Source organism: Micromonospora sp. NPDC023633 (assembly GCF_040640035.1).
In the GTDB taxonomy this organism is placed as follows: domain Bacteria; phylum Actinomycetota; class Actinomycetes; order Mycobacteriales; family Micromonosporaceae; genus Micromonospora.
The window spans coordinates 26,067-46,839 of record NZ_JBFABB010000014.1; the positions used below are offsets into that span (position 1 = coordinate 26,067).

Sequence of the window (20,773 nt, forward strand, 5' to 3'; positions counted from 1 at the left end):
GCCCTCGCGGTCAGCGTTCGAGGATGGCGGTCACGCCCTGGCCGCCGGCCGCGCAGATCGAGATCAGGCCCCGGCCGCTGCCCTTGTCGGCGAGGAGCTTGGCCAGGGTCGCCACGATCCGGCCGCCGGTGGCCGCGAACGGGTGCCCGGCGGCCAGCGACGAGCCGTTGACGTTCAGCTTCTCCCGGTCGATCGTCCCGAGCGGGGCGTCCAGCCCCAGCCGGTCCTTGCAGAACTCCGGCGACTCCCAGGCGGCCAGGGTGGCCAGCACCTGCGAGGCGAACGCCTCGTGGATCTCGTAGACGTCGAAGTCCTGGAGGGTCAGGCCGGCCCGGGACAGCATCCGGGGCACCGCGTACGCGGGGGCCATCAGCAGGCCCTCGTCGCCGTGCACGAAGTCGACGGCGGCGGTCTCCGACCAGGAGAACCACGCCAGCACGGGCAGGTGGTGCTCGCGGGCCCACTCCTCGCTGGCCAGCAGCACCGTCGAGGCGCCGTCGGTCAGCGGCGACGAGTTGCCGGCCGTCATGGTCGCCGCGTCGGCGTCGGGCCCCTTCGCGCCGAAGACCGGCTTCAGCGCGCCGAGCCGCTCCAGGCTCGTGTCGGGACGCAGGTTCGCATCCCGGGTCAGCCCGAGGTAGGGGGTCAGCAGGTCGTCGAAGAACCCCCGGTCGTACGCGGCGGCGAGCCGCTGGTGCGACCGCAGCGCCAGCTCGTCCTGGGCCTGCCGGTCGATCTGCCAGCGCAGCGCCGTGCGGGCGGCGTGCTCCCCCATCGACAGCCCGGTACGCGGCTCCGCGTTGCGCGGGATCTCCGGCTTGAACGGCTGGGTGGGGCGCAGCTTCGCGGCGATCCTCAGCCGCTCGCCGAGGGTGCGGGCGCTGTTCAGCCTGAGCAACGTGCGGCGCATCTCCTCGTTGACCGCGAGCGGCGCGTCGGAGGTGGTGTCCACGCCGCCGGCGATGCCGACGTCGATCTGCCCGAGGGCGATCTTGTTGGCGACCAGGATGGCCGCCTCCAGCCCGGTGCCGCAGGCCTGCTGGATGTCGTACGCGGGGGTGTGCGGGTCGAGCTTCGAGCCGAGCACGACCTCGCGGGTGAGGTTGAAGTCCTTCGCGTGCTTGAGCACGGCGCCGGCCACCACCTCGCCGACCCGCTGGCCGGCCAGGCCGAACCGGGCGAGGAGCCCGTCCAGCGCGGCGCCCAGCATGTCGGCGTTCGACGCGCTGGCGTACCGCGAGTTGGACCGCGCGAAGGGGATGCGGTTGCCGCCGATGACCGCGACCCGCCGGATGCTCTGCACGATCCCGCCTCCTCGAAAGACTTGCCCTCAACCTACTCGCCAGTAGGCTACGCCTATGACCGACAGGTACGCGAGCTTCGTCCGATCGGGGGCCGGCCGCACGCTGGTCAAGCGCCTCGGGCTGCCCGACCCGCCGCGACTGCGCCGGCACACCCCCGGCGACCCCCTCGTCCCCGGCCCCGTCCTGCTGGGCGCCGCGACCGGCGGCCGGCTCGCCGAGCCGGTCGGCAGGCTCCTGGCCGCCGCCGGGGTCGAGCTGCGCGATCCCGACGCCGTGGAACCCGCCGGGCGCCACGCCGCCCTGGTGTACGACGCCACCGGCATCACCGACTCCAGCGACCTGCGTCAGCTGTACGACTTCTTCCACCCGCACGCCCGCTCGGTGCTGCCCAGCGGCCGGGTCGTCGTGCTCGGCACCCCGCCCGCCGAGTGCGGCTCCCCCCGGGAGGCGACCGCCCAGCGGGCCCTGGAGGGGTTGACCCGCAGCATCGGCAAGGAGTTCGGCCGGGGCGTCACCGCCCAACTGGTCCACGTCACGCGGAACCCCGACGCCGGCACCTGGACCAGCCTGGAGGCGACCCTGCGGTTCCTGCTCTCCGGCCGCTCCGCGTACGTCTCGGGCCAGGTGGTGCGGGTCGGCGCCGGCACGGCCGAGCCGCCGGCCGACTGGGACCGCCCGCTCGACGGGCAGGTCGTCCTGGTCACCGGGGCGGCCCGGGGCATCGGCGCGGCGCTGGCCCGGGTGCTGGCCCGCGACGGCGCCCGGGTCGTCGCGCTGGACATTCCGGCGGCCGGGGACGAGTTGGCGGCGGTCGCCAACGAGATCGGCGGCACGGCCGTCCAGCTCGACCTGACCGCCCCCGACGCCCCGGGCCGGCTCGCCGAGCACCTGGCCGGCCGGCACGGCCGGGCCGACGTGGTCGTGCACAACGCCGGCATCACCCGCGACAAGACCCTCGGCCGGATGGACGCCGACCGGTGGGACTCGGTGCTCGACGTCAACCTCTCCAGCCAGGAGCGGATCAACGACGTGCTGCTGGCGCGGGAGCTGATCCCGGCCGGCGGCCGGATCGTCTCGGTCTCCTCGATCGCCGGCATCGCCGGCAACCGGGGCCAGACCAACTACGCCACCAGCAAGGCGGGCGTGATCGGGCTGGTCGAGTCGCTCGCCCCGGCGCTGCGCGAACGGCAGATCAGCGTCAACGCGGTCGCCCCCGGGTTCATCGAGACCCGGCTGACCGCGCGCATCCCGCTGGTGCTGCGCGAGGCGGGCCGACGGATGAACAGCATGTCCCAGGGCGGGCTGCCGGTGGACGTCGCCGAGACCATCGGCTGGCTGGCGTGGCCGGCCGCCGGCGCGGTCAGCGGCAACGTCGTCCGGGTCTGCGGCCAGAGCCTGCTGGGGGCGTGATGGCGAGGAGGGAACGACCGGCGGAGGGCCCGGACGACCTGTCGGTGCACGAGCTGATCGACGGCCCCACCGAGATCCTGTCGCAGGAGACCCTGGACGCGATCCGCGAGCCGGAACCGTCCGGCCACGACCTGAGCCTCGAGCAGACGCACGACCTCTCCGCCGCCTCGGTCGAGGCGACGCAGGACCTCTCCGGCCGGACGGCGCGGGACCCGGCCGGGCGCGCCGGGACGGGCGCCCGGGAGCGCGTCGAGCTGCCCCGGATGCCGGCGGCCGGGGCGCTCTACCGGCGGGCGCTGCTCGGCGCGCTGCCCGGCCTCGGCGGCGGGCGGCGCTCGGCGGGCATCCCGGCGGTCGAGCTGGCCGTCGGCGGGATCACCGTCGACCGGACGCACCTGGCCGACTACGACCGGGTCTGCGGGTTCCGGCTCACCGACCGGCTGCCCGCCACGTTTCCGCACGTCATGGGCTTCCCGCTGGCCCTGCGTCTGATGACCGCGCCGGAGTTCCCCATCCCGCTGACCGGCGTGGTGCACGTCGGCAACCGGATCTCCATGCACCGCCCGGTCACCGCCGACGAGACCCTCGACTTCCGCACGTACGCGGAGAACCCGCGCCCGCACGAGCGGGGGCGGCAGGTCGACGTGGTGCTGGTCGGCTCGGTCGACGGGGAGGAGGTCTGGCGCGGCGTCTCGACGTACCTCGGCAGGGAGGGCGGGCGGGGCGGCGGCTGGCGGCGGGACCGGGCCGAGCGGCCCACGGCGCCGGCCGGTTCGGCCCACTGGCGGGTCGAGCCCCGCGTCGGTACGGACTACGCGCGGGTCTCCGGCGACCACAACCCGATCCACACCTCCCGTCTCGGCGCCCGGCTGTTCGGCTTCCCCCGGCCGATCGCGCACGGGATGTGGAGCAAGGCCCGCTGCCTGGCCGCGCTGGAGAACCGGCTGCCGGACGCCTACACGGTCGAGGTGGCCTTCAAGCTGCCGGTGCCGCTGCCGGGCACGGTGAGCTTCGGCCTCCTGCCGGACGGCGGGTTCGCCCTGCACGACCTGCGCGGCCGACCGCACCTGGTGGGCCTCGTGCGCTGAGGCGCCCCTGCCGCAGCGGGGTACGCCCCTGCCGAATCCGCGTCCCGGGCTTGGCAGGGGCGCTTCCGTGCGCTAGGTTCTTCTCAGATAGAGATGTTCTCAGAATGAGAGAGACATGGTTGACGAGCAGGAGTTCCTGGCCGCGTACGACCCCGGGGCCTACCCGTCGGTCGCCGTGACCGTCGACGTGGTGGCGCTGACCATCCGCGACGGCGCGCTGCACCTGCTGCTGATCCGGCGCGGGCAGCCGCCCTTCGAGGGGCACTGGGCGCTGCCCGGCGGTTTCGTCCGCCCCGACGAGGACCTGACCGCCGGCGCCCGGCGGGAGCTGGCCGAGGAGACCGGGCTCGGCGGCGAGGGGCTGCGCCGCGTACACCTGGAGCAGTTGGGCAGCTACGGCGCCCCCGACCGCGACCCGCGGATGCGCGTCGTCTCGATCGCCCACCTCGCGTTCGCCCCCGACCTGCCGGACCCGGCCGCCGGCACCGACGCCGACGAGGCGATCTGGCTGCCGGTGACGGCGCTGACCAGCCGGCAGCTCGCCTTCGACCACGGTCGGATCATCGACGACGCGCTGGAGCGGGCCCGGTCCAAGCTGGAATACACCCCGCTCGCCACGCGCTTCCTCGCCGGCGAGTTCACGATCAGCGAGCTGCGCGCCGTCTACGAGACGGTCTGGGGTCACCCGCTGCACGCCGGCAACTTCCACCGCAAGGTGCTCTCCGTGCCGGGCTTCGTGGAGAGCACGGGCACCAGCACCGAGCGCGGCGGCGCCCGGGGCGGCCCCCGCGCCCGGCTCTACCGGGCCGGCGACGCCCGGCTGCTGCACCCGGCGCTGCTGCGCCCCGCCGCGGAGGAGACGCTCCGATGAGGACCGCGGACGCCATCCGCCTGGTCGCGGCGGCCCGCACCGACGCCGAGCTGTTCGGCACGGACCAGCCGGCCCGGCGCTACCGGGAGCTGGTCGCGGCCCTGCACCCCGACCGCCTGCCGGCCGACCCGGCGGTACGCGCCGAGGCCACCGACGCGTTCGTCCAGGTCACCACCCGCTGGCGGGCCCGGCAGGTCACCGTCCTCGGCGACTACCGCCTCGGCGCGCCGGCCTACTCGGGCGACCTGGCCGACCTCTACGACGTCGGGTCCGACCGGCTGCTCAAGCTGCCCCGGCGGCCCACCGACAACGACCTGATGGCCCGCGAGGCGCACGCCCTGCGCACCATCGCCGAGCGCGGCGACCCGCGCTACCTGCCGTACGTGCCCCGGCTGGTCGAGGACTTCCGGCACCGGGACGGCGCGACCGGCGCCGAACGGCGGATCAACGTGCTCGCCACCGCGCCCGGCCTGCACGACCTCGACGAGGTCCGGCGCGCGTACCCGGACGGGCTGGACGCCCGCGACGTGGCCTGGATGTGGCGCCGGCTGCTGGTGGCGCTCGGCCTGGCCCACCGGGCCGGCGTGGTGCACGGCGCGGTCCTGCCGCCGCACGTGCTGATCGAGCCGGACGGACACGGCGTGGTGCTGGTCGACTGGTGCTTCTCCGCCACCGTCGGGAGCACGATCCCCGCGCTGGTGCCCGGCTACGACGCGAAGTGGTACCCGGAGGAGATCCCCCGGAGGCGGCCCTGCGGGCCGGGCACCGACATCGCGATGGCCAGCGGATGCATGAGCTGGCTGATGGGGCCGCGCGCGCCCCGCGAGCTGGACGACTTCGCGCGGGGCTGCCGCCAGCGGTCCCTGGACGCCCGGCCCGACGACGCCTGGCTCCTGCTGCGCGAACTGGACGAGGTGCTGGACCGGCTCTACGGGCCACGCACCTTCCGACCCTTCACCCTCACCCCTTAAGGAGCTGTCATGGGCAGTGGAATGTGGTCCACCGACGTGTACGACGCCGCCGACCGCTACCGCCGGACCACCGGCAAGAGCGCGTTCTCCTACAGCGACAGCGGGGCGCGGACCGTGCACCCCGCCCTCGACCCCCGCGACGCGATGCGCGAGAGCCGCGACTCCGACGAGCACCCCCGCTCGACGCCCATCGCGGTGCTCTTCGACGTCACCGGCTCGATGCGCAACGTGCCGCGCGTCCTGCAGACCAAGCTGCCGCAGCTGCTCGGGCTGCTGCAACGGCAGGGCTACGCCAGCGACCCGCAGATCATGTTCGGCGCGATCGGCGACGCCACCTGCGACCGGGTGCCGTTGCAGGTCGGCCAGTTCGAGTCGGACAACCGGATGGACGACGACCTCGGCCGGATCGTGCTGGAGGGCGGCGGCGGCGGGCAGATGACCGAGTCCTACGAGCTGGCCATGTACTTCATGGCCCGACACACCGCGACCGACTCCTGGGAGAAGCGCGGCCGGCGCGGCTACCTGTTCATCATCGGCGACGAGCTGGCGTACCCGCAGGTGAAGTCCCGGGAGGTGAGGCGCGTCATCGGCGACGACCTGCGCGAGGACGTGCCGCTGCGGCAGATCGTCGACGAGCTGACCCGCCGCTGGGACACCTACTACCTGCTCCCCGCCGGCAGCCACAACTCCGGCAACGCCAAGGTGCTCGACTTCTGGCGGGACCTGCTCGGGCAGAACGCCGTCGTGCTGGACGACCTCGACGCGGTCTGCGAGACGATCGCGCTCACCATCGGGCTCGGCGAGCAGGCCATCGACCTGGACGAGGGCCTGCGCGACCTCGACCGGGCCGGCTCGGGCGCCACCGGCACCGTCTCCAAGGCGCTGGCCCGCCTGCGCGGTGGGCGGCGCGCCGAGGTGTCGACGCTGCCCGCGTTCCGCGACACCGGCGGCGAGGTGACCCGGCTGTGAGCCACGTGGCAGTGGTCGACCTCGGTTACGGCGACGCCGGCAAGGGCACGGTCGTGGACTGGCTCTGCGCCACCCGGCCCGTGCACACGGTGGTCCGCTTCAACGGGGGCGCGCAGGCGGCGCACAACGTCGTGCTGCGCGACGGGCGGCACCACACGTTCGCCCAGTTCGGCGCCGGCACGTTCCACCCCGGCGTCCGTACGCACCTGTCGCGGCACGTGGTGGTGGACCCGCTGGCGCTGGCCGCCGAGGCCGACCACCTCGCCTCGGTCGGGGTGCCGGACGCGCTCGACCGGTTGACCGTCGACGGGGAGGCGCTGCTGGCCACCCCGTACCACCGGGCCGCGAACCGGGCCCGGGAGATCGCCCGGGGAGCCGACCGGCACGGCTCCTGCGGGCTCGGGGTGGGCGAGGCCGTCGCGTACGGTCTCGCCCACCCCGACGAGGCGCCCAGGGTGGCCGACTGTCGCACCCCGGCGCTGCTGCGCCGCCGGCTGACCGCCCTGCGGGACCGGCTGACCGCCGAACTCGGCCCGCTGGACGCGCCGCCCGTCGCCGACTGCCTGCCCGCGTTCACCGGGTTCGCCGGGCGGGTCGCGATCGTCGCCCGGAGCTGGCTGGCCGGGGCGCTGCGCGCGGGGACGTGCGTCTTCGAGGGCGCGCAGGGGGTGCTGCTCGACGAGTGGCACGGCTTCCACCCGTACACCACGTGGAGCACCACCACCTTCGCCAACGCCGACAGCCTGCTCGCCGAGGCGGGCCTGCCCGGCGGCGCCACCCGGATCGGGGTGCTCCGGGTGGTCACCACCCGGCACGGGCCCGGCCCACTGGTGACCGAGGACCGGGCCCTGCCGCTGGCCGACCCGCACAACCCGACCAACCCGTGGCAGGGGCGGTTCCGGTTCGGCCACTTCGACGCGGTCGCCCACCGGTACGCCCTCGCCGCGGCCGGCGGGGTCGACGGCCTGGCGCTGACCCACGTCGACCTCGCCGGCCCCGCGCTGCGGATCTGCCGCCGCTACGACACCACCGACCGGCTCACCCCGGGCCCGCCGGGCGACCTGGACCGGCAGGCCGCGCTCACCGACCGCCTGCTGCGCTCCCGCCCGGTGTACGACGCCCCGCCCTCGGACTGGGCCGAGGCGGTGCACGCGGAGCTGGACGTGCCGGTGGTGCTGACCTCGCACGGCCCCACCGCCGGCGACAAGACCCCGCACGGCCCGCTGCTCGCCCCGCCGGCCCCCGCCTCCCGGGCGTCGGCGGTTCCGGCCGGGCCGGCCACCCGGACGTCGGCGTCCGCCGCGCCGGTTCCGGCCGGGCCGGCTGCCCCGGCGTCGGCGTGACGGCGGGTCGTCCCGGGGGCTCCCCGGCCATGGACGGGTGATCCGGCGACTCGGCCACCGGGCGGGTCGCGCCCGGCGAGCATGGGAGGCATGGAGTCCGTGCTCGACCTGCTCCGGCAGCTGGTCACCTCGCCGTGGGTGTACCTGCTGATCTTCGGGCTCACCGCGGTCGACGCGTTCTTCCCCGCCGTACCCGGCGAGGCGGCCGTGATCACCGCCGCCGTGCTCGCCACCGGCGGCAACCCCAACCTGGTGGCGGTGATCGTCGCCGCCGCGCTGGGCGCCTGCGCCGGCGACCACGTCTCGTACGCCATCGGGCGCGGCGGCGGCGCGAACCGGCTCGCCCGTTTCCCCGCGGACAGCCGGCGCCGGGCCAGCTCCGAGTGGGCCCGTCGGGCGGTGCACCGACGCGGCGGTCTGATCCTGACCACCGCCCGGTACGTCCCCGGTGGCCGCACGGCGGTCACCCTCACCATGGGCGCGGTCCGCTACCCGCTCCGGTCGTTCCTGCTCTTCGACGCCGTCGCGGCGGTGAGCTGGGCGCTCTACTGCGCCCTGCTCGGCTACTTCGGCGGGCTGGCCTTCGAACGCGACCCGATCAAGGGCATCCTCGCCGGCGTGGGCCTCTCGCTGGCGATCACGCTTCTGCTGGAGTCGCTCCGCTGGCTGCGCCACCGCAGGCGCCGCGCCACACCCGGCGGCTGAGCCGGGCGACGGGCGCACGGCCCGCGGGGGCAGGCAGCGGCACGACGTCGACGGCCCGCGCCGGCGACGACAGCGGGGCCGGGCGCCGTCGGCGGGTCAGGAGGGGGTGACCCGTGGGTGCCAGGTGACGCCGGCCAGCAGCTGCCCGGCCCCCAGCCAGGCCACGTTCATCATCCGGGTGGCGGTCTTCTCCGGGTCCGCCTCCGGGTGGTCCGCGAGCCAGTCCGCCAGCGACTCGGTCGCCCCCACGAGGGCGTACGCGACGACCTCCAGGTCGGTCTCGCCCGCCTCCCGGCCCTGGGCGCGCAGGGCGTGGTCGAGCATCCCGGCGACCACCTCGACCAGCCGGGCCCGCATGCCGGCCAGCTCGCCGGCGAAGGGCTGCTCGCCCCGGGCCTGCCGGTAGAGCACCGCCCAGCCGTCCCGGTGCGCCCCGACGAAGCCGAAGAACGCGCGCAGCCCCCGCCAGAGCCGCTCGTCGGCCGGCAGGTCGGGGGCCGCCGCCCCGGCGATGGCCTGCATCATCCGGGTGCCCTCCCGGTGCAGGCAGGCGACGAAGAGTTCTTCCTTCGTGCCGAGGTAGGCGTAGACCATGGGCTTGGAGATGCCGGCGTCCACGGCGATCTCGTCCATGCTGGCGGCGTGGAACCCCCTGCGGGAGAACACTTTCACGGCCGCGTCGAGCATCTGCTGCTCGCGTACGGCGCGGGGGAGGCGCTTGAAGGTGGGTGGGGTGGACACCTTGCGAGCATACCTACTCGCCCGTAAGGTTACGCACGAGTAGCCAATACCCGGAAGGTGCAGCCCCATGACTGACTTCGACCCGGCCAACTTCGCGAACGTCGGCCCCAAGGAGTTCGCCCAGCTGGTCAAGTCCACCCCGGACGACAAGATCGCCGAGGTGATGTCCGGCGACCTGCGCGGCAAGATCCTCGGCGAGGTCTTCGGCCGGATGCCGCAGCTCTTCCGCGCCGACCGGGCCGGCTCGACCAACGCGGTCATCCACTGGAACATCACCGGCCGTCCCGACGGTGGCACCGACACCTACGAGGTGGCCATCGCCGACGGCACGTGCACCGTCAACGAGACCCCGCAGCACGACCCGAAGCTCAGCCTCACGATGGGCCCGGTCGAGTTCCTGAAGATCGTCTCCGGTGGCGCGAACCCCGTCATGATGTTCATGACCGGCAAGCTCAAGGCCAAGGGCGACCTGGGTCTGGCCGCCAACATCGCCAACCTGTTCGACATCCCCAAGGCCTGACATGGCCGAGTTCTCGCTCGACCTGAACGAGGAACAGCGGGATCTGCGCGACTGGGTGCACGGCTTCGCCGCCGAGGTCGTGCGCCCGGCCGCCGCCGAGTGGGACGCCCGGGAGGAGACTCCCTGGCCGATCATCCAGGAGGCGGCGAAGGTCGGCCTGTACGGCTTCGAGTTCCTCGCCACCTGCTGGGCCGACCCCACCGGCCTCTCCCTCCCGATCGCCAGCGAGGAACTCTTCTGGGGTGACGCCGGCATCGGGCTGGGCATCTTCGGCACCTCCCTCGCGGTGGCCGCGATCTACGGCGCCGGCACCCCCGACCAGCTGGTCGAATGGGTGCCGCAGTGCTTCGGCACCGTCGACGAACCGGCCGTCGCCGCGTTCTGCACCACCGAGCCCGAGGCCGGCTCCGACGTCGGCGCGATGCGCACCCGGGCCGTCTACGACGAGGGCACCGACGAGTGGGTGCTGAGCGGCCAGAAGGCGTACGCCACGAACGGCGGGATCGCCGGGGTGCACGTGGTCACCGCCTCGGTCGACCCGTCGCTCGGCTCCCGCGGGCAGGCGGCGTTCGTCGTACCGCCGGGCACCGCCGGCCTGACCGCGACCCGCAAGCTGCGCAAGCTGGGCCTGCGCGCGTCGCACACCGCCGACGTCTTCCTCGACGACGTACGCGTGCCGGGGCGCTGCCTGCTCGGCGGCCGGGACGCCCTGCTCGAACGGCTCGACCGGGCCCGCTCCGGCAAGCGCGCCTCGGGTCAGGCCGCGATGCGCACCTTCGAGCTCTCCCGGCCCACCGTCGGCGCGCAGGCGCTGGGCGTGGCCCGGGCCGCCTACGAGTACGCCCTGGACTACGCCAAGGAGCGGGTCCAGTTCGGGCGCCCGATCATCGAGAACCAGGCGGTCGCGTTCGCGCTGGCCGACATGAAGATGGAGATCGACGCCGCCCGGCTGCTGGTCTGGCGGGCGTCCTGGATGGGCCGCAACAACCGGCCTTTCACGGCCGGCGAGGGCTCGATGTCCAAGCTGAAGGCCGGCGAGGTGGCCGTCTCCGTCACCGGGCAGGCCGTGCAACTGCTCGGCGGGGCCGGTTTCCTGCGCGACCACCCGGTCGAGCGCTGGTACCGGGACGCCAAGATCTACACCATCTTCGAGGGCACCTCCGAGATCCAGCGGCTGGTCATCTCCCGGGCCATCTCCGGCGTCCAGATCCGCTGACCGGCCGCCGGTGCGGCCGCCGCACAGGCCCTGCCCGGCAGCACGTCCGCCGCGCCCGTACCCCTGGGGCGCCCGATCTCCAGATCGTCCGCGAGGGGCCCCCGGCCCCGGAGGCCCCTCGCGCACCGCACGAGGAGGCCGCGTCATGGACCTGCCGTTCGTCGTCGCCACCCTGACCCGACGAGGGCTGCTCACCCCCGGCCACCCGATCCGCGTCGCCGCCCAACTCCAGGCGCTGCGCAGGTGGGGCTGGAACATCGCCGGCGAGCTGCGCCAGGCCGCCGCCCGCGACCCGGACCGGGCGGCCGTCGTCGACGAGCAGGGCGCCGCGCTGACGTACGCCGAACTGCTCGACCGGGCCGAGCGGCTGGCCCGGGGGATGCGGACGGCGCTCGGGGTGCGGGCCGGGGAGCGGGTCGGCGTGCTCTGCCGCAACCACCACGGCCTGGTCGAGACGATCGTGGCCGCCACCCTGCTCGGCGCGGACGCGGTGCTGGTCAACACCGGGCTCTCCGCCGCGCAGCTCGCCACCGTGACGGAGGAGCAGCGGCTGCGGGCGCTGGTGCACGACGCCGAGTTCGCCGACCGGGTCGCCAGCCTCCCCGCCGAGGTGCAGCGGCTCGACGAGCGCGCCCGGGAGGAACTCGTCGTCGGCGCGCTCCCCGGCGCGCTGCGCCCTCCGGAGCGCGACGGCCGGATCATCGTGCTCACCTCCGGCACCACCGGCGCTCCCAAGGGGGCCCGGCGCCCCACGCCGAACGGGTTCGGCCCGCTGGTCTCCATCATCGACCGCATCCCGCTGCACGCCCGGGACACCGTCATGATCGCCGCGCCGCTCTTCCACACGTGGGGGTACGCCGCCCTCCAGGTCTGCTTCGCCCTGCGGGCCACGGTCGTGCTGCACCGCCGCTTCGACCCGGCCGCCACGCTGGCCGCCCTGGTGGCGCAGCGCTGCGACGCCCTCTTCGCCGTACCGGTGATGCTGCAACGGCTGCTGGAGGTGCCGCCGCCGGACCCCCGTCCCCCGCTGAAGGTGGTCGCGGCCAGCGGCTCCGCGCTGCCGGGCGGCCTCGCCCTGAGGTTCATGGACGTCTACGGCGACGTGCTGCACAACCTCTACGGCTCCACCGAGGTCTCCTGGGCGTCCATCGCCGGCCCCGCCGAGCTGCGCGCGGCGCCCACCACCGCCGGCCGCCCGCCGCACGGCACCCGGCTGGAGATCCTCGACGCGGCCGGCGAGCCGGTGCCGGCCGGGCGGGTCGGCCGGATCTTCGTCGGCAACGAGATGCTCTTCGAGGGCTACACCTCCGGGGCCACCCGGGAACACCGCGGCGGCCTGCTCGACACGGGCGACCTGGGGCGGCTCGACGCCGACGGGCTGCTCTTCGTCGACGGCCGGGCCGACGACATGATCGTCTCGGGCGGGGAGAACGTCTTCCCGTCCGAGGTGGAGGACCTGCTCGCCCGGCTGCCGCAGGTACGCGAGGCCGCCGTGCTCGGCGTACCGGACCCGCAGTACGGTCAGCGGCTCGCCGCGTTCCTCGCCCTGCACCCCGGCGAGACGCTCGACCCGGAGGCGGTCCGCGAGTACGTCCGGCACCAGCTGGCCCGGTTCTCCGTACCCCGGGACGTGGTCTTCGTGGAGTACCTGCCCCGCAACGCCACCGGCAAGGTGCTGACCCGCGAGCTGCGCCGCCACCACGGCTGACCCGTTCCCCGGCCGTTACTGCCCGGATGCCCCGCCGCCCCTAGGCTGGCGGCACAATGATCGGCTCCGGACCCCGCCGCCGTGCCCGTCACCGCCACCATGCCCGCCACCGCCAGCCAGGACCACGGATGGCACCGCTGCTGCTGGTCGAGGCGGCGACGCTGCTCTCCAACACCGGCAACGGGGTGGCGAACGTGGCCCTGCCCTGGCTGGTGCTGGAACGCACCGGCAGCGCCACCGCGGCCGGCGTGGTCGCGGCGGCCACCGCCCTGCCGCTGCTGCTGTCCGGCCTCTTCTCCGGCACCGTCGTGGACCTGCTCGGCCGGCGGCGCACGGCGCTGGTCTCCGACACGCTCTCCGCCGTCTCGGTGGCCGCGATCCCGGTGGTCGACGCGCTGCTCGGGCTGAACCTCGGCTGGATCGTGGCGCTGGCCGTGCTCGGCGCGGTGTTCGACCCGGCCGGCCTGACCGCCCGGGAGACGCTGCTGCCGGCCGCCGCGCAGGCCGCCGGCTGGCGGCTCGAACGCGCCAACGGGGTGCACGAGGCGGTCTGGGGGCTCGCCTTCCTGATCGGGCCCGGCGTCGGCGGCGTGCTCATCGCCGCGATCGGCCCCGGCTCGACGCTCTGGGTCACCGCCGCCGGATTCGCCCTGGCCGTCGCGATGATCGCCGCCGTCCGGCTGCCCGGGGCCGGCCGCCCCGAACACCCCCCGTCCGGGCTGTGGCGCGGCACCGTCGAGGGGCTGCGGTTCGTCTGGCGGGACCGGCTGCTGCGCACCATCGCGCTGCTCTCGATGGTGCTGGCCGCGCTCTACCTGCCGGTCGAGGGCGTGCTGCTGCCGGCGTGGTTCGTGGCCCAGGGGGAACCAGCCCGGCTCGGCGCGCTGCTCATGTCGATGAGCGCCGGCGGGGTCATCGGGGCGCTCGCCTCCGGCGCGGCGGGCCGGCTGATCCGCCGCCGCACCCTGATGGTGATCGCCCTCGTCGTCATCGGGGTGGCCCTCGTCGGGCTGGCCACCCTGCCGCCGTACCCGGCCATGATCGGCTTCGCCGTCGCGATCGGGCTCGCGTACGGGCCGGTCAACCCGCTGTCCAACTACGCCATGCAGACCCGCACGCCGGAGTGGTTGCGCGGGCGCGTGGTCGGGGTGATGACCTCCTTCGCGTACGCGGCCGGCCCGGCCGGCTACCTGCTCGCCGGGCCGCTGGTGGAGTGGCTCGGGCTGCGCACCGCGTTCCTGGTGCTGGCCGGGGCACTGCTGGTGGCGGCCCTGACCGCCGCCCCGCTGCCGGCGCTGCGGGCGCTGGACGAGCCGCCCCGCTATCCGCCCGCCCCGCCCGGCGGCCCGGCGAAGCGGGTGGAGGAGCCCGTCCCGCTCAACGGGCAGTACGCCTCCGTGGCGCACCGGGACGCGCCCTGGGCGGAGGGTCCCGTTCCGCTCGACGAGCGGTGGGCTCCCGGGGCACACCGGGACCTGTCCGTTCGGGGATGAGTCCCCCGGTCAGGGATGGAGCGTCAGCCCGGGCGTGGTGGCGATGGCCGTCAACTGCGCCACGGTGAGCACCGGCGGCGGACCGAACCGGATCGTCGGCGTCGCACCGTTCTCCCCGCCCTCGATGTGGTGGTTGTCCGTCGTCACCGTCACGGTCGTGCCGTCCGCCCGCTGCACCTGCGCCCAGCGCTGTTCGTGGCCCTCGTCACCCGGGTCGGCCGAGCCGTAGGCGATGGTGCCGCCGTCGGGCAGGGGGCGGCTCGTGCAGGCACGGGTGTCGGGGGCGCCGGCGCATCCCCGGGGCCCGTCGGCGGCCGTCGGGATCAGCGACACCGTCAGGTTGTCGGCCTGTCCGCTCCGCGTCAGCCGGGCGTGGGCGTAGTAGTGCCAGTGGCTCTTCTCGTAGGTGAACTGCACCTGGTCGCAGCCCGGGATCGTGCCGTCGACCGACAGCCCCGCCGGCACGACGGCCGCCAGCGCCGGGCGCAGCACGAGGGTCAGCCGGGCGACGCCGTCGTCGGGGCGCTCGGTCGGCCGGTCGCGCACCGTCTCGTACGACTGCTGGGGCGCCGGCGGGCCGCTGGGCTCCGGTTCCACCACCGGGCAGAGCGACGGGTCGGCGGACGGCGAGCCGCCACTGGCCGGCAGGGTGAGCCCACCCGGTCCGGCGGCCGGGCCGACGAGCAGCGCCGGTGTCACCGCGACCGCGGCGACCACCGCGGCGACCCCGGTGCCCGCCACCGTCCACGCCCGATGGCGGCGGCGCTGCCGGTCGTCGGCGATCAGCCGGTCCACGTCGATCCGGGTGGGCGGCGGCGACGCCACCGCACTGCGCATCTGCTGGGCGAGTTCATCCATCGGTGCGTGCCTCCTCGGCTCGGGCCGGCACGCCCGCGAGGCGGCTCCGCAGCGCCTCGATCGCGCGCGCCGACTGGCTCTTGACGGTGCCGGTGGTGCAGCCGAGTTCCCGGGCGGTCTCCTCCACGGACAGGTCGCAGAAGTAGCGCAGCACCAGGACCGCGCGGCGACGCGGCGGCAGCTCGGCCAGCAGGGCGAGGATGGTCAGCCGGTCCGCGGCACCGTCGGTGGCGGACCGGACGGCGGCATCGGGGACCTCGGCCCAGGCGGCCTCGCGCCGCCACGGCCGGCGCCGCTCGTCGAGCCAGACCCGCAGCAGGGTACGCCGGACGTACGCGTCGGGGCTGGCCATCTGCGACACGCGCCGCCAGTGCCGCAGCAGCTTGACCAGCGCCGTCGACACCAGGTCGTCGGCCGTGTGCCAGTCGCCACAGAGCAGGTACGCCGTGCGGCGCAGCGGTTCCAGCCGCGCCCCGACGTACTCGCGGTAGCCCTCGATGTCGGCAGGCAATCCCGCCACCTCCTCGCCTCACCGCTCAAACGGAGGCGAGGCGGGCGGAGGTTGCCCGGTCAGCCCGGAATGCTGATCCGGCCCTCGACGGCGGCGGAGGCGATGTCGGTGCGGTGGTGCGCGCCGGCCAGCTCCACGCCGCCCACCAGCGCGTACGCGGCGTTCCGGGCGGCGGGCAGGTCGGCACCGGTGGCGGTGGCGCAGAGGACCCGGCCACCGGCGGAGCGCAGCGTCCCGTCGGCGTCCCGTCGGGTGCCGGAGTGGATGATGCCCGGCCCCTCGGCCCCGGTGATCACGTCGCCGGTGCGCGGGGCGGCCGGGTAGCCCTCGGCGGCGACCACCACCGTGACGGCGGCACCGTCGCGCCAGCGCAGCGGCGGGTGCCCGGCCAGCGTGCCGGTCGCGGCGGCGTGCAGCAGCCCGGCCAGCGGGGTCTCCAGCAGCGCCAGCACCACCTGCGTCTCCGGGTCGCCGAAGCGGGCGTTGAACTCGATCACACGGGGGCCGTCGGCGGTCATCGCCAGCCCGACGTAGAGCAGGCCCGCGAACGGGGTGCCCCGCCGGGCCAGCTCCGCCAGGGTCGGTTGGACGACGTCGCGCATGACCTCGTCGACCAGACCGGCCGGCGCCCAGGGCAGCGGCGCGTACGCCCCCATGCCGCCGGTGTTCGGGCCGGTGTCGCCGTCGCCGACCCGCTTGAAGTCCTGGGCCGGCAGCAGCGGCACCGCCGCCTCGCCGTCGGTGACCACGAAGAGGGAGACCTCCGGGCCGGCCAGGTACTCCTCGACGACGACCCGACCGCACTCCTCGGCGTGCCGCAGCGCGGCGGCGCGGTCGTCGGTCACCACGACACCCTTGCCGGCGGCGAGCCCGTCGTTCTTCACCACGTACGGCGCGCCGAACTCGTCCAGCGCCCTGCCGGTGCTCTCGGCGTCCGTGCAGGTGTACGCGCGCGCGGTCGGTACGCCGGCGGCGGTCATCACGTCCTTGGCGAACGCCTTCGAACCCTCCAGCCGGGCCGCCTGGGCGGACGGGCCGAACGCGGGGATCCCCTTGGCGCGTACGGCATCGGCGACCCCGGCCACCAGCGGCGCCTCCGGCCCGATCACCACCAGGTCGACCCCGGTCTCCACCGCCAACGCGGCGACGGCCGCCGGATCGCAGGGATCCACCGCCCGCAGCGAGGCGAGCGAAGCGATGCCGGGATTCCCGGGCGCCGCGATCAGCTGCTCGACGGACGGATCACCAGCGAGGCCCAGCGCGAGCGCATGCTCCCGCCCCCCACCACCAAGAAGAAGAACCCGCACGACCGCATCCTACTGACCCCCTCCCCAACCCCCGTTGATCATGAGGTTTGCGTCCCATCTCCGCACTGGGACGGGGCCAGAGCCTCTTGATCGAGCGGGTTAGTGAGGGTGGAGGGCTGCTCTGACCGTGTGGGGGATGTAGTCGGGGCGCAGTGTGTCGGCCCAGGTGAAACGGAGGATCCGCCAACCGGCGTTGACCAGCCGGTTCTGCCGCGACCGGTCCTCGAAGACCGCCCGGGGCGTGCCATGGGGCGCCTGCCCGTCCGCCTCGGCGATCACCCGCGCCGCTCGCCAGCCCAGGTCCCCGATGCCGAGCAGACAGCCGTCCCGGTCGCGCACCTCCAACTGGAGTGCGTCGGGCGGTACGCCACCGTCGACGCACCGCAGCCTGGTCCGGGTCTCCAGCGGGGACTGCGCCCGCCCGTCCGCCTCCGCTAGGTGACGCCGGGCTGCGACGGCTCCCCTACGGCCCACGAGAAGGGCAGGAATCTGGGACAGCTCGGGCCCGGTGACGACCTGCCGGTTCAGCGCGGAGTCGAGCACGCACACGGCCGAATACCGGTCCACCCGGAGGATGACATCGGCGATCGTCCGCAGCGGGGTGGTCACGGGCATCCCGGCGACCTCGCCGACGGCGTCCGGATCGATGGCGAGCTGGTGCACCACGACGTCAGGGTCGGTAAGCCGCTGCGGCCGTGGCCGATTCGCCGGCAACGAGACGTGGATGGCGGACGCCGGACGGAGTCCGCCGATCCGATGCAGCTCGGCTGCGGTGTCGAGAACGACGACCGAGCCCGTCCCCAGGCTGGTGGTCACCGCGCGGATGCGGGCTCTACGGAGCGCGGCAGGGCTCAACTCGGGGGCCGGCACGAAGCAACCCCTCGCCACCCGCATCCACCGGCCCGAGCGACACAGGTACCGGATCTGGCTCCGACTGAAGCCCGCGGACAAGGCCTGTGCCGCCGTCACCACTCCATCCTGACGACGGGCGATGCGGCAGAGGACATCGAAACTCACCCCACCACGATGCGCATCCACCCGCGCATCACACCGCCCCTGTGGACAACCCCACCCCTCCTGTGGACAACGCGAACTCCGCACGTTGATCAAGAAGTTTGCGTCCGAATCCAGGCCGGATCAGGACGCAAACTTCTTGATCGACGCGCAGGTCCCCGGAGGGGGTGGGGGGTGGGGGGGTGGGGTGGGGTTAGGGGAGGAGGGGGTGGCGGAGGACGTTTTCTTCGCGGCCCGGGCCCACGCCGACGACGCTGACGCGGGTGCCGCAGAGCTGCTCGATGCGGGCGATGTAGCGGCGCGCGTTCTCCGGGAGCTCGTCCTCGGTCCTCGCCTTGGTGATGTCCTCCCACCAGCCGTCGAGCTCCTCGTAGATCGGAGTCGCGTGGTGGAAGTCGGTCTGGGTCATCGGCATGTCGTCGAAGCGCTCGCCGTTGATCTCGTACCCGACGCAGATCGGCACCTTCGGCAGGCCGGTGAGCACGTCCAGCTTGGTGACCACCAGGTCGGTGACGCCGTTGAGGCGGCAGGCGTACCGGGCGACGACGGCGTCGAACCATCCGCAGCGGCGCTCCCGGCCGGTGGTGGTGCCGTACTCGTGGCCGATCTTGCGCAGGTGCTGGCCGTTGTCGTCGAAGAGCTCGGTCGGGAACGGCCCGCTGCCGACCCGCGTCGTGTACGCCTTGCTGACCGCGATCACCTTGCTGATCGCCGTCGGCGGGATGCCGGCGCCGACGCAGGCCCCGCCGGCCGTCGGGTTCGACGAGGTCACGAAGGGGTACGTGCCGTGGTCCATGTCGAGCATGGTGGCCTGGGCGCCCTCCAGCAGGACCGTCTCGCCGCGGTCCAGCGCGTCCCAGAGCATGACCCGGGTCTCGGCGATGTACGGCTTGAGCCGCTCCGCGTAGGCCAGGTACTCCTCGATCGTCGCGTCGACGTCGATCGCCTTACGGTTGTAGACCTTGAACAGGAGCTGGTTCTTCTCGCGCAGCGCCAGTTCGAGCTTCTTGCGCAGGATGCCCGGGTCGAGCAGGTCCTGCAGCCGGATGCCCATCCGGGCGACCTTGTCCCCGTACGCCGGGCCGATGCCCCGGCCGGTGGTGCCGATCCGGGAGCTACCGAGGTAGCGCTCGACGACCCGGTCGAGGGCCCGGTGGTGCGGCATGATCAGGTGCGCGTCGCCGGAGATCCGCAGCCGGCTGACGTCGACCCCGCGCTCGGCGAGCCCGTCGATCTCGGCCAGCAGCACCTTCGGGTCGACCACCACGCCGTTGCCGATGACGATCATCGCGCTCGGTGAGAGCGCACCCGACGGCATCAGGTGCAGCGCGTACTTCTGGCCGTCCGGGGTGATCACCGTGTGGCCGGCGTTGTTGCCGCCGGAGTAGCGCACGACGTAGTCGACCCGCTCACCCAGCAGGTCGGTAACCTTGCCCTTGCCCTCGTCGCCCCACTGGGCACCGAGGAGCACGATCGCTGGCATCTTCTCGCCTCCAGAAGGCTCGGGTGCCAGGTGGCGACCGGTCAGCGAGCCCGGGGTGTCAGGCTAACAAGTAGTGGCGGCGCGGCCGGCAGGGGTCGCGTCGGGAGGCAGGAGGCCTTTCCGTGTACGACGTGGTGCTGCTCACCCTCGGCTCGGAGCGCGACGCGCCCGGCGGGGCCTGCGGCAGCGGCGGCTGCTGCGGCGCGGCGCCTCAGGAGGAGGCCGGCCCGGCCGACGCCTGCGCGACCGACGGCACGACGGCCGACGCCTGCGCCCCCGCCGACGGCGCGACGGCCGACGGGCGCTGCGACACCCCCCGGGTGCCGGTGCTGGCCTGCGCGGACGCGCTCACCGCCCGGGGCGCCCGGGTCGAGACGGTCACCGCCCGCTCCGACGCCGAGATCGACGAGGTGCTGGCCCGGTTCGACGGCCCACCCCGCCCGGACGGCCTCACCTGGCCCGACCCGGACTCCAAGGCCCGGCTCGTGGTCGCCTCGGCCAGCGACGCCCAGCTGCGCGCCGTCGTGCGCCGGCTCGTCCGGCGGTACGCCCCGCCGCCCAGCCGCCGCCCCGACGACCTGCCCGGCAACCGGACGGTGCCGGACCTGCCGCCGATCGGCGTACTCCCGCTCGATCCGGCGCGGAGCACGACGCACCGTGACCTGGCGGCGCAGCTCGGGCTACCCCGCGACCCGGCTGCGGTGGCCGCCGCGGTGCTGGACGGCACGCCGCGCCGGCTCGACCTGCTGCGCAACGACGGTGGCTCGGTGACCCTGGACGGCGCGCTCGTCGGCGCGGCCGACGACAACGGGCGGCCGCTGCACTGGCGCGGTCGGGTGGAGGTGGACGACGCCGTGCTCTCGAACGGCGACGATCCGCTGCTGGCCTGCGCGATCGGCAACGCGGGCGGCTACGCCCGGCTCGACGACGTGGCCCTGCTCGGCAACCCCGACCCGACGGACGGGCTGGTCGAGGTGGCGGTGGCCGTTCCTGTGGTGACCCGCTCGGCGTTGGGTAGGAAGCGGGTGCGGCTGGAGGTACGCCGCGCCCGAGGGCGGGCCGTGGCCGTGCTGCCGCGCGAGGGGAAGGTCCCGTTCCTCGACGACGGGGCCGAGGGCGAGCTGAGCCGGAAGCGGTCCTGGTGGACCGAACCGGGTGCCTGGGCGGTCTGGGCGAGCTGACCTCGGCGTCCCCGGCGCGACCGACGCGGCCGGCCCGCGACGGCCGGCCAGGCGCGGCCACTGGGCCTATCCTCGGCAGG

19 protein-coding genes and 1 pseudogene are annotated in these 20,773 nt (G+C 74.6%); 12 read left to right on the top strand and 8 right to left on the bottom strand.

The features are described from left to right. Nucleotides 1–10: 10 nt before the first annotated feature. Nucleotides 11–1,303 (bottom strand): acetyl-CoA C-acetyltransferase, encoded by a 1,293-nt coding sequence (locus tag AB0G13_RS06565; RefSeq protein ID WP_357869841.1) that lies wholly within the window; start codon nucleotides 1,301–1,303, stop codon nucleotides 11–13. A 55-nt stretch (nucleotides 1,304–1,358) separates the two neighbouring features. Between AB0G13_RS06565 and AB0G13_RS06570 the strand changes: the two genes are divergently transcribed. The 7 genes from AB0G13_RS06570 to AB0G13_RS06600 all read left to right on the top strand — a co-directional run bounded on the left by AB0G13_RS06570 (nucleotide 1,359) and on the right by AB0G13_RS06600 (nucleotide 8,661). Next, nucleotides 1,359–2,714, top strand: coding sequence for a 3-oxoacyl-ACP reductase (locus AB0G13_RS06570; RefSeq protein WP_357869844.1), 1,356 nt, complete (start codon nucleotides 1,359–1,361; stop codon nucleotides 2,712–2,714). A gap of 263 nt (nucleotides 2,715–2,977) precedes the next feature. Continuing rightward, entirely contained in the window at nucleotides 2,978–3,802 is an 825-nt protein-coding gene (locus AB0G13_RS06575) for a MaoC/PaaZ C-terminal domain-containing protein (protein WP_357869995.1), read from the top strand. 115 nt (nucleotides 3,803–3,917) lie between these two features. Continuing rightward, nucleotides 3,918–4,673: an NUDIX domain-containing protein gene (locus tag AB0G13_RS06580; protein ID WP_357869847.1), complete on the top strand. Its 756-nt coding sequence runs from the start codon at nucleotides 3,918–3,920 to the stop codon at nucleotides 4,671–4,673. After that, a complete protein-coding gene (locus tag AB0G13_RS06585; protein WP_357869850.1) occupies nucleotides 4,670–5,644 on the top strand; it encodes a serine/threonine protein kinase in 975 nt (324 codons plus the stop codon). The genes AB0G13_RS06580 and AB0G13_RS06585 overlap by 4 nt, the downstream gene beginning before the upstream one ends. 9 nt (nucleotides 5,645–5,653) lie before the next feature. After that, the gene (locus AB0G13_RS06590) at nucleotides 5,654–6,613 is read left to right on the top strand and encodes a hypothetical protein (protein ID WP_357869852.1); all 960 of its coding nucleotides are present in this window, start codon (nucleotides 5,654–5,656) and stop codon (nucleotides 6,611–6,613) included. Further along, the gene (locus AB0G13_RS06595; protein WP_357869854.1) at nucleotides 6,610–7,956 is read left to right on the top strand and encodes an adenylosuccinate synthetase; all 1,347 of its coding nucleotides are present in this window, start codon (nucleotides 6,610–6,612) and stop codon (nucleotides 7,954–7,956) included. The genes AB0G13_RS06590 and AB0G13_RS06595 overlap by 4 nt, the downstream gene beginning before the upstream one ends. 90 nt (nucleotides 7,957–8,046) lie before the next feature. Next, entirely contained in the window at nucleotides 8,047–8,661 is a 615-nt protein-coding gene (locus tag AB0G13_RS06600) for a DedA family protein (RefSeq protein ID WP_357869857.1), read from the top strand. A gap of 96 nt (nucleotides 8,662–8,757) precedes the next feature. On the opposite strand, the gene AB0G13_RS06605 is transcribed toward AB0G13_RS06600, so the two are convergent. Beyond that, entirely contained in the window at nucleotides 8,758–9,402 is a 645-nt protein-coding gene (locus AB0G13_RS06605; protein ID WP_357869860.1) for a TetR/AcrR family transcriptional regulator, read from the bottom strand. 67 nt (nucleotides 9,403–9,469) lie between these two features. On the opposite strand from AB0G13_RS06605, the gene AB0G13_RS06610 reads away from it, so the two are divergent. The 4 genes from AB0G13_RS06610 to AB0G13_RS06625 all read left to right on the top strand — a co-directional run bounded on the left by AB0G13_RS06610 (nucleotide 9,470) and on the right by AB0G13_RS06625 (nucleotide 14,339). Then, nucleotides 9,470–9,922, top strand: coding sequence for an SCP2 sterol-binding domain-containing protein (locus AB0G13_RS06610; RefSeq protein WP_210838809.1), 453 nt, complete (start codon nucleotides 9,470–9,472; stop codon nucleotides 9,920–9,922). A 1-nt stretch (nucleotide 9,923) separates the two neighbouring features. Then, complete coding sequence (locus tag AB0G13_RS06615; protein ID WP_357869863.1) at nucleotides 9,924–11,138, top strand: acyl-CoA dehydrogenase family protein; 1,215 nt, start codon at nucleotides 9,924–9,926, stop codon at nucleotides 11,136–11,138. A 145-nt stretch (nucleotides 11,139–11,283) separates the two neighbouring features. Continuing rightward, nucleotides 11,284–12,846 (top strand): AMP-binding protein, encoded by a 1,563-nt coding sequence (locus AB0G13_RS06620; RefSeq protein WP_357869866.1) that lies wholly within the window; start codon nucleotides 11,284–11,286, stop codon nucleotides 12,844–12,846. A 128-nt stretch (nucleotides 12,847–12,974) separates the two neighbouring features. Further along, the gene (locus tag AB0G13_RS06625; RefSeq protein WP_357869869.1) at nucleotides 12,975–14,339 is read left to right on the top strand and encodes an MFS transporter; all 1,365 of its coding nucleotides are present in this window, start codon (nucleotides 12,975–12,977) and stop codon (nucleotides 14,337–14,339) included. Between the two features lie 9 nt (nucleotides 14,340–14,348). Here AB0G13_RS06625 and AB0G13_RS06630 read toward each other — a convergent pair whose 3' ends face one another. From AB0G13_RS06630 to AB0G13_RS06655, 6 genes and pseudogenes are all read right to left on the bottom strand, one after another. After that, nucleotides 14,349–15,197 (bottom strand): hypothetical protein, encoded by an 849-nt coding sequence (locus tag AB0G13_RS06630; RefSeq protein WP_357869871.1) that lies wholly within the window; start codon nucleotides 15,195–15,197, stop codon nucleotides 14,349–14,351. After that, a complete protein-coding gene (locus AB0G13_RS06635) occupies nucleotides 15,190–15,708 on the bottom strand; it encodes a SigE family RNA polymerase sigma factor (protein WP_357869873.1) in 519 nt (172 codons plus the stop codon). The genes AB0G13_RS06630 and AB0G13_RS06635 overlap by 8 nt, the downstream gene beginning before the upstream one ends. Nucleotides 15,709–15,767: 59 nt before the next feature. Continuing rightward, complete coding sequence (gene purD / locus AB0G13_RS06640) at nucleotides 15,768–17,015, bottom strand: phosphoribosylamine--glycine ligase (protein ID WP_357869875.1); 1,248 nt, start codon at nucleotides 17,013–17,015, stop codon at nucleotides 15,768–15,770. 99 nt (nucleotides 17,016–17,114) lie between these two features. Next, nucleotides 17,115–17,831 (bottom strand): hypothetical protein, encoded by a 717-nt coding sequence (locus AB0G13_RS06645; protein WP_357869998.1) that lies wholly within the window; start codon nucleotides 17,829–17,831, stop codon nucleotides 17,115–17,117. Between the two features lie 63 nt (nucleotides 17,832–17,894). After that, nucleotides 17,895–18,116, bottom strand: a pseudogene (locus AB0G13_RS06650) (type IV toxin-antitoxin system AbiEi family antitoxin domain-containing protein); the annotation flags it as partial. Between the two features lie 106 nt (nucleotides 18,117–18,222). Beyond that, nucleotides 18,223–19,512 (bottom strand): adenylosuccinate synthase, encoded by a 1,290-nt coding sequence (locus AB0G13_RS06655; RefSeq protein ID WP_357869878.1) that lies wholly within the window; start codon nucleotides 19,510–19,512, stop codon nucleotides 18,223–18,225. Between the two features lie 122 nt (nucleotides 19,513–19,634). Here AB0G13_RS06655 and AB0G13_RS06660 point away from each other — a divergent pair, with 122 nt between their 5' ends. Beyond that, the gene (locus AB0G13_RS06660; protein WP_357869881.1) at nucleotides 19,635–20,693 is read left to right on the top strand and encodes a hypothetical protein; all 1,059 of its coding nucleotides are present in this window, start codon (nucleotides 19,635–19,637) and stop codon (nucleotides 20,691–20,693) included. The last annotated feature ends 80 nt before the right edge of the window (nucleotides 20,694–20,773 follow it).

Bases quoted from the DNA above. Each gene is read 5' to 3' on its own strand.
- AB0G13_RS06590 (WP_357869852.1), top strand. From the start codon at position 5,654: ATGGGCAGTGGAATGTGGTCCACCGACGTGTACGACGCCGCCGACCGC.
- AB0G13_RS06570 (WP_357869844.1), top strand. From the start codon at position 1,359: ATGACCGACAGGTACGCGAGCTTCGTCCGATCGGGGGCCGGCCGCACG.
- AB0G13_RS06630 (WP_357869871.1), bottom strand. From the start codon at position 15,197: ATGGATGAACTCGCCCAGCAGATGCGCAGTGCGGTGGCGTCGCCGCCG.
- AB0G13_RS06655 (WP_357869878.1), bottom strand. From the start codon at position 19,512: ATGCCAGCGATCGTGCTCCTCGGTGCCCAGTGGGGCGACGAGGGCAAG.
- AB0G13_RS06610 (WP_210838809.1), top strand. From the start codon at position 9,470: ATGACTGACTTCGACCCGGCCAACTTCGCGAACGTCGGCCCCAAGGAG.
- AB0G13_RS06625 (WP_357869869.1), top strand. From the start codon at position 12,975: ATGGCACCGCTGCTGCTGGTCGAGGCGGCGACGCTGCTCTCCAACACC.
- AB0G13_RS06600 (WP_357869857.1), top strand. From the start codon at position 8,047: ATGGAGTCCGTGCTCGACCTGCTCCGGCAGCTGGTCACCTCGCCGTGG.
- AB0G13_RS06585 (WP_357869850.1), top strand. From the start codon at position 4,670: ATGAGGACCGCGGACGCCATCCGCCTGGTCGCGGCGGCCCGCACCGAC.
- AB0G13_RS06620 (WP_357869866.1), top strand. From the start codon at position 11,284: ATGGACCTGCCGTTCGTCGTCGCCACCCTGACCCGACGAGGGCTGCTC.
- AB0G13_RS06615 (WP_357869863.1), top strand. From the start codon at position 9,924: ATGGCCGAGTTCTCGCTCGACCTGAACGAGGAACAGCGGGATCTGCGC.
- AB0G13_RS06580 (WP_357869847.1), top strand. From the start codon at position 3,918: ATGGTTGACGAGCAGGAGTTCCTGGCCGCGTACGACCCCGGGGCCTAC.
- AB0G13_RS06575 (WP_357869995.1), top strand. From the start codon at position 2,978: ATGCCGGCGGCCGGGGCGCTCTACCGGCGGGCGCTGCTCGGCGCGCTG.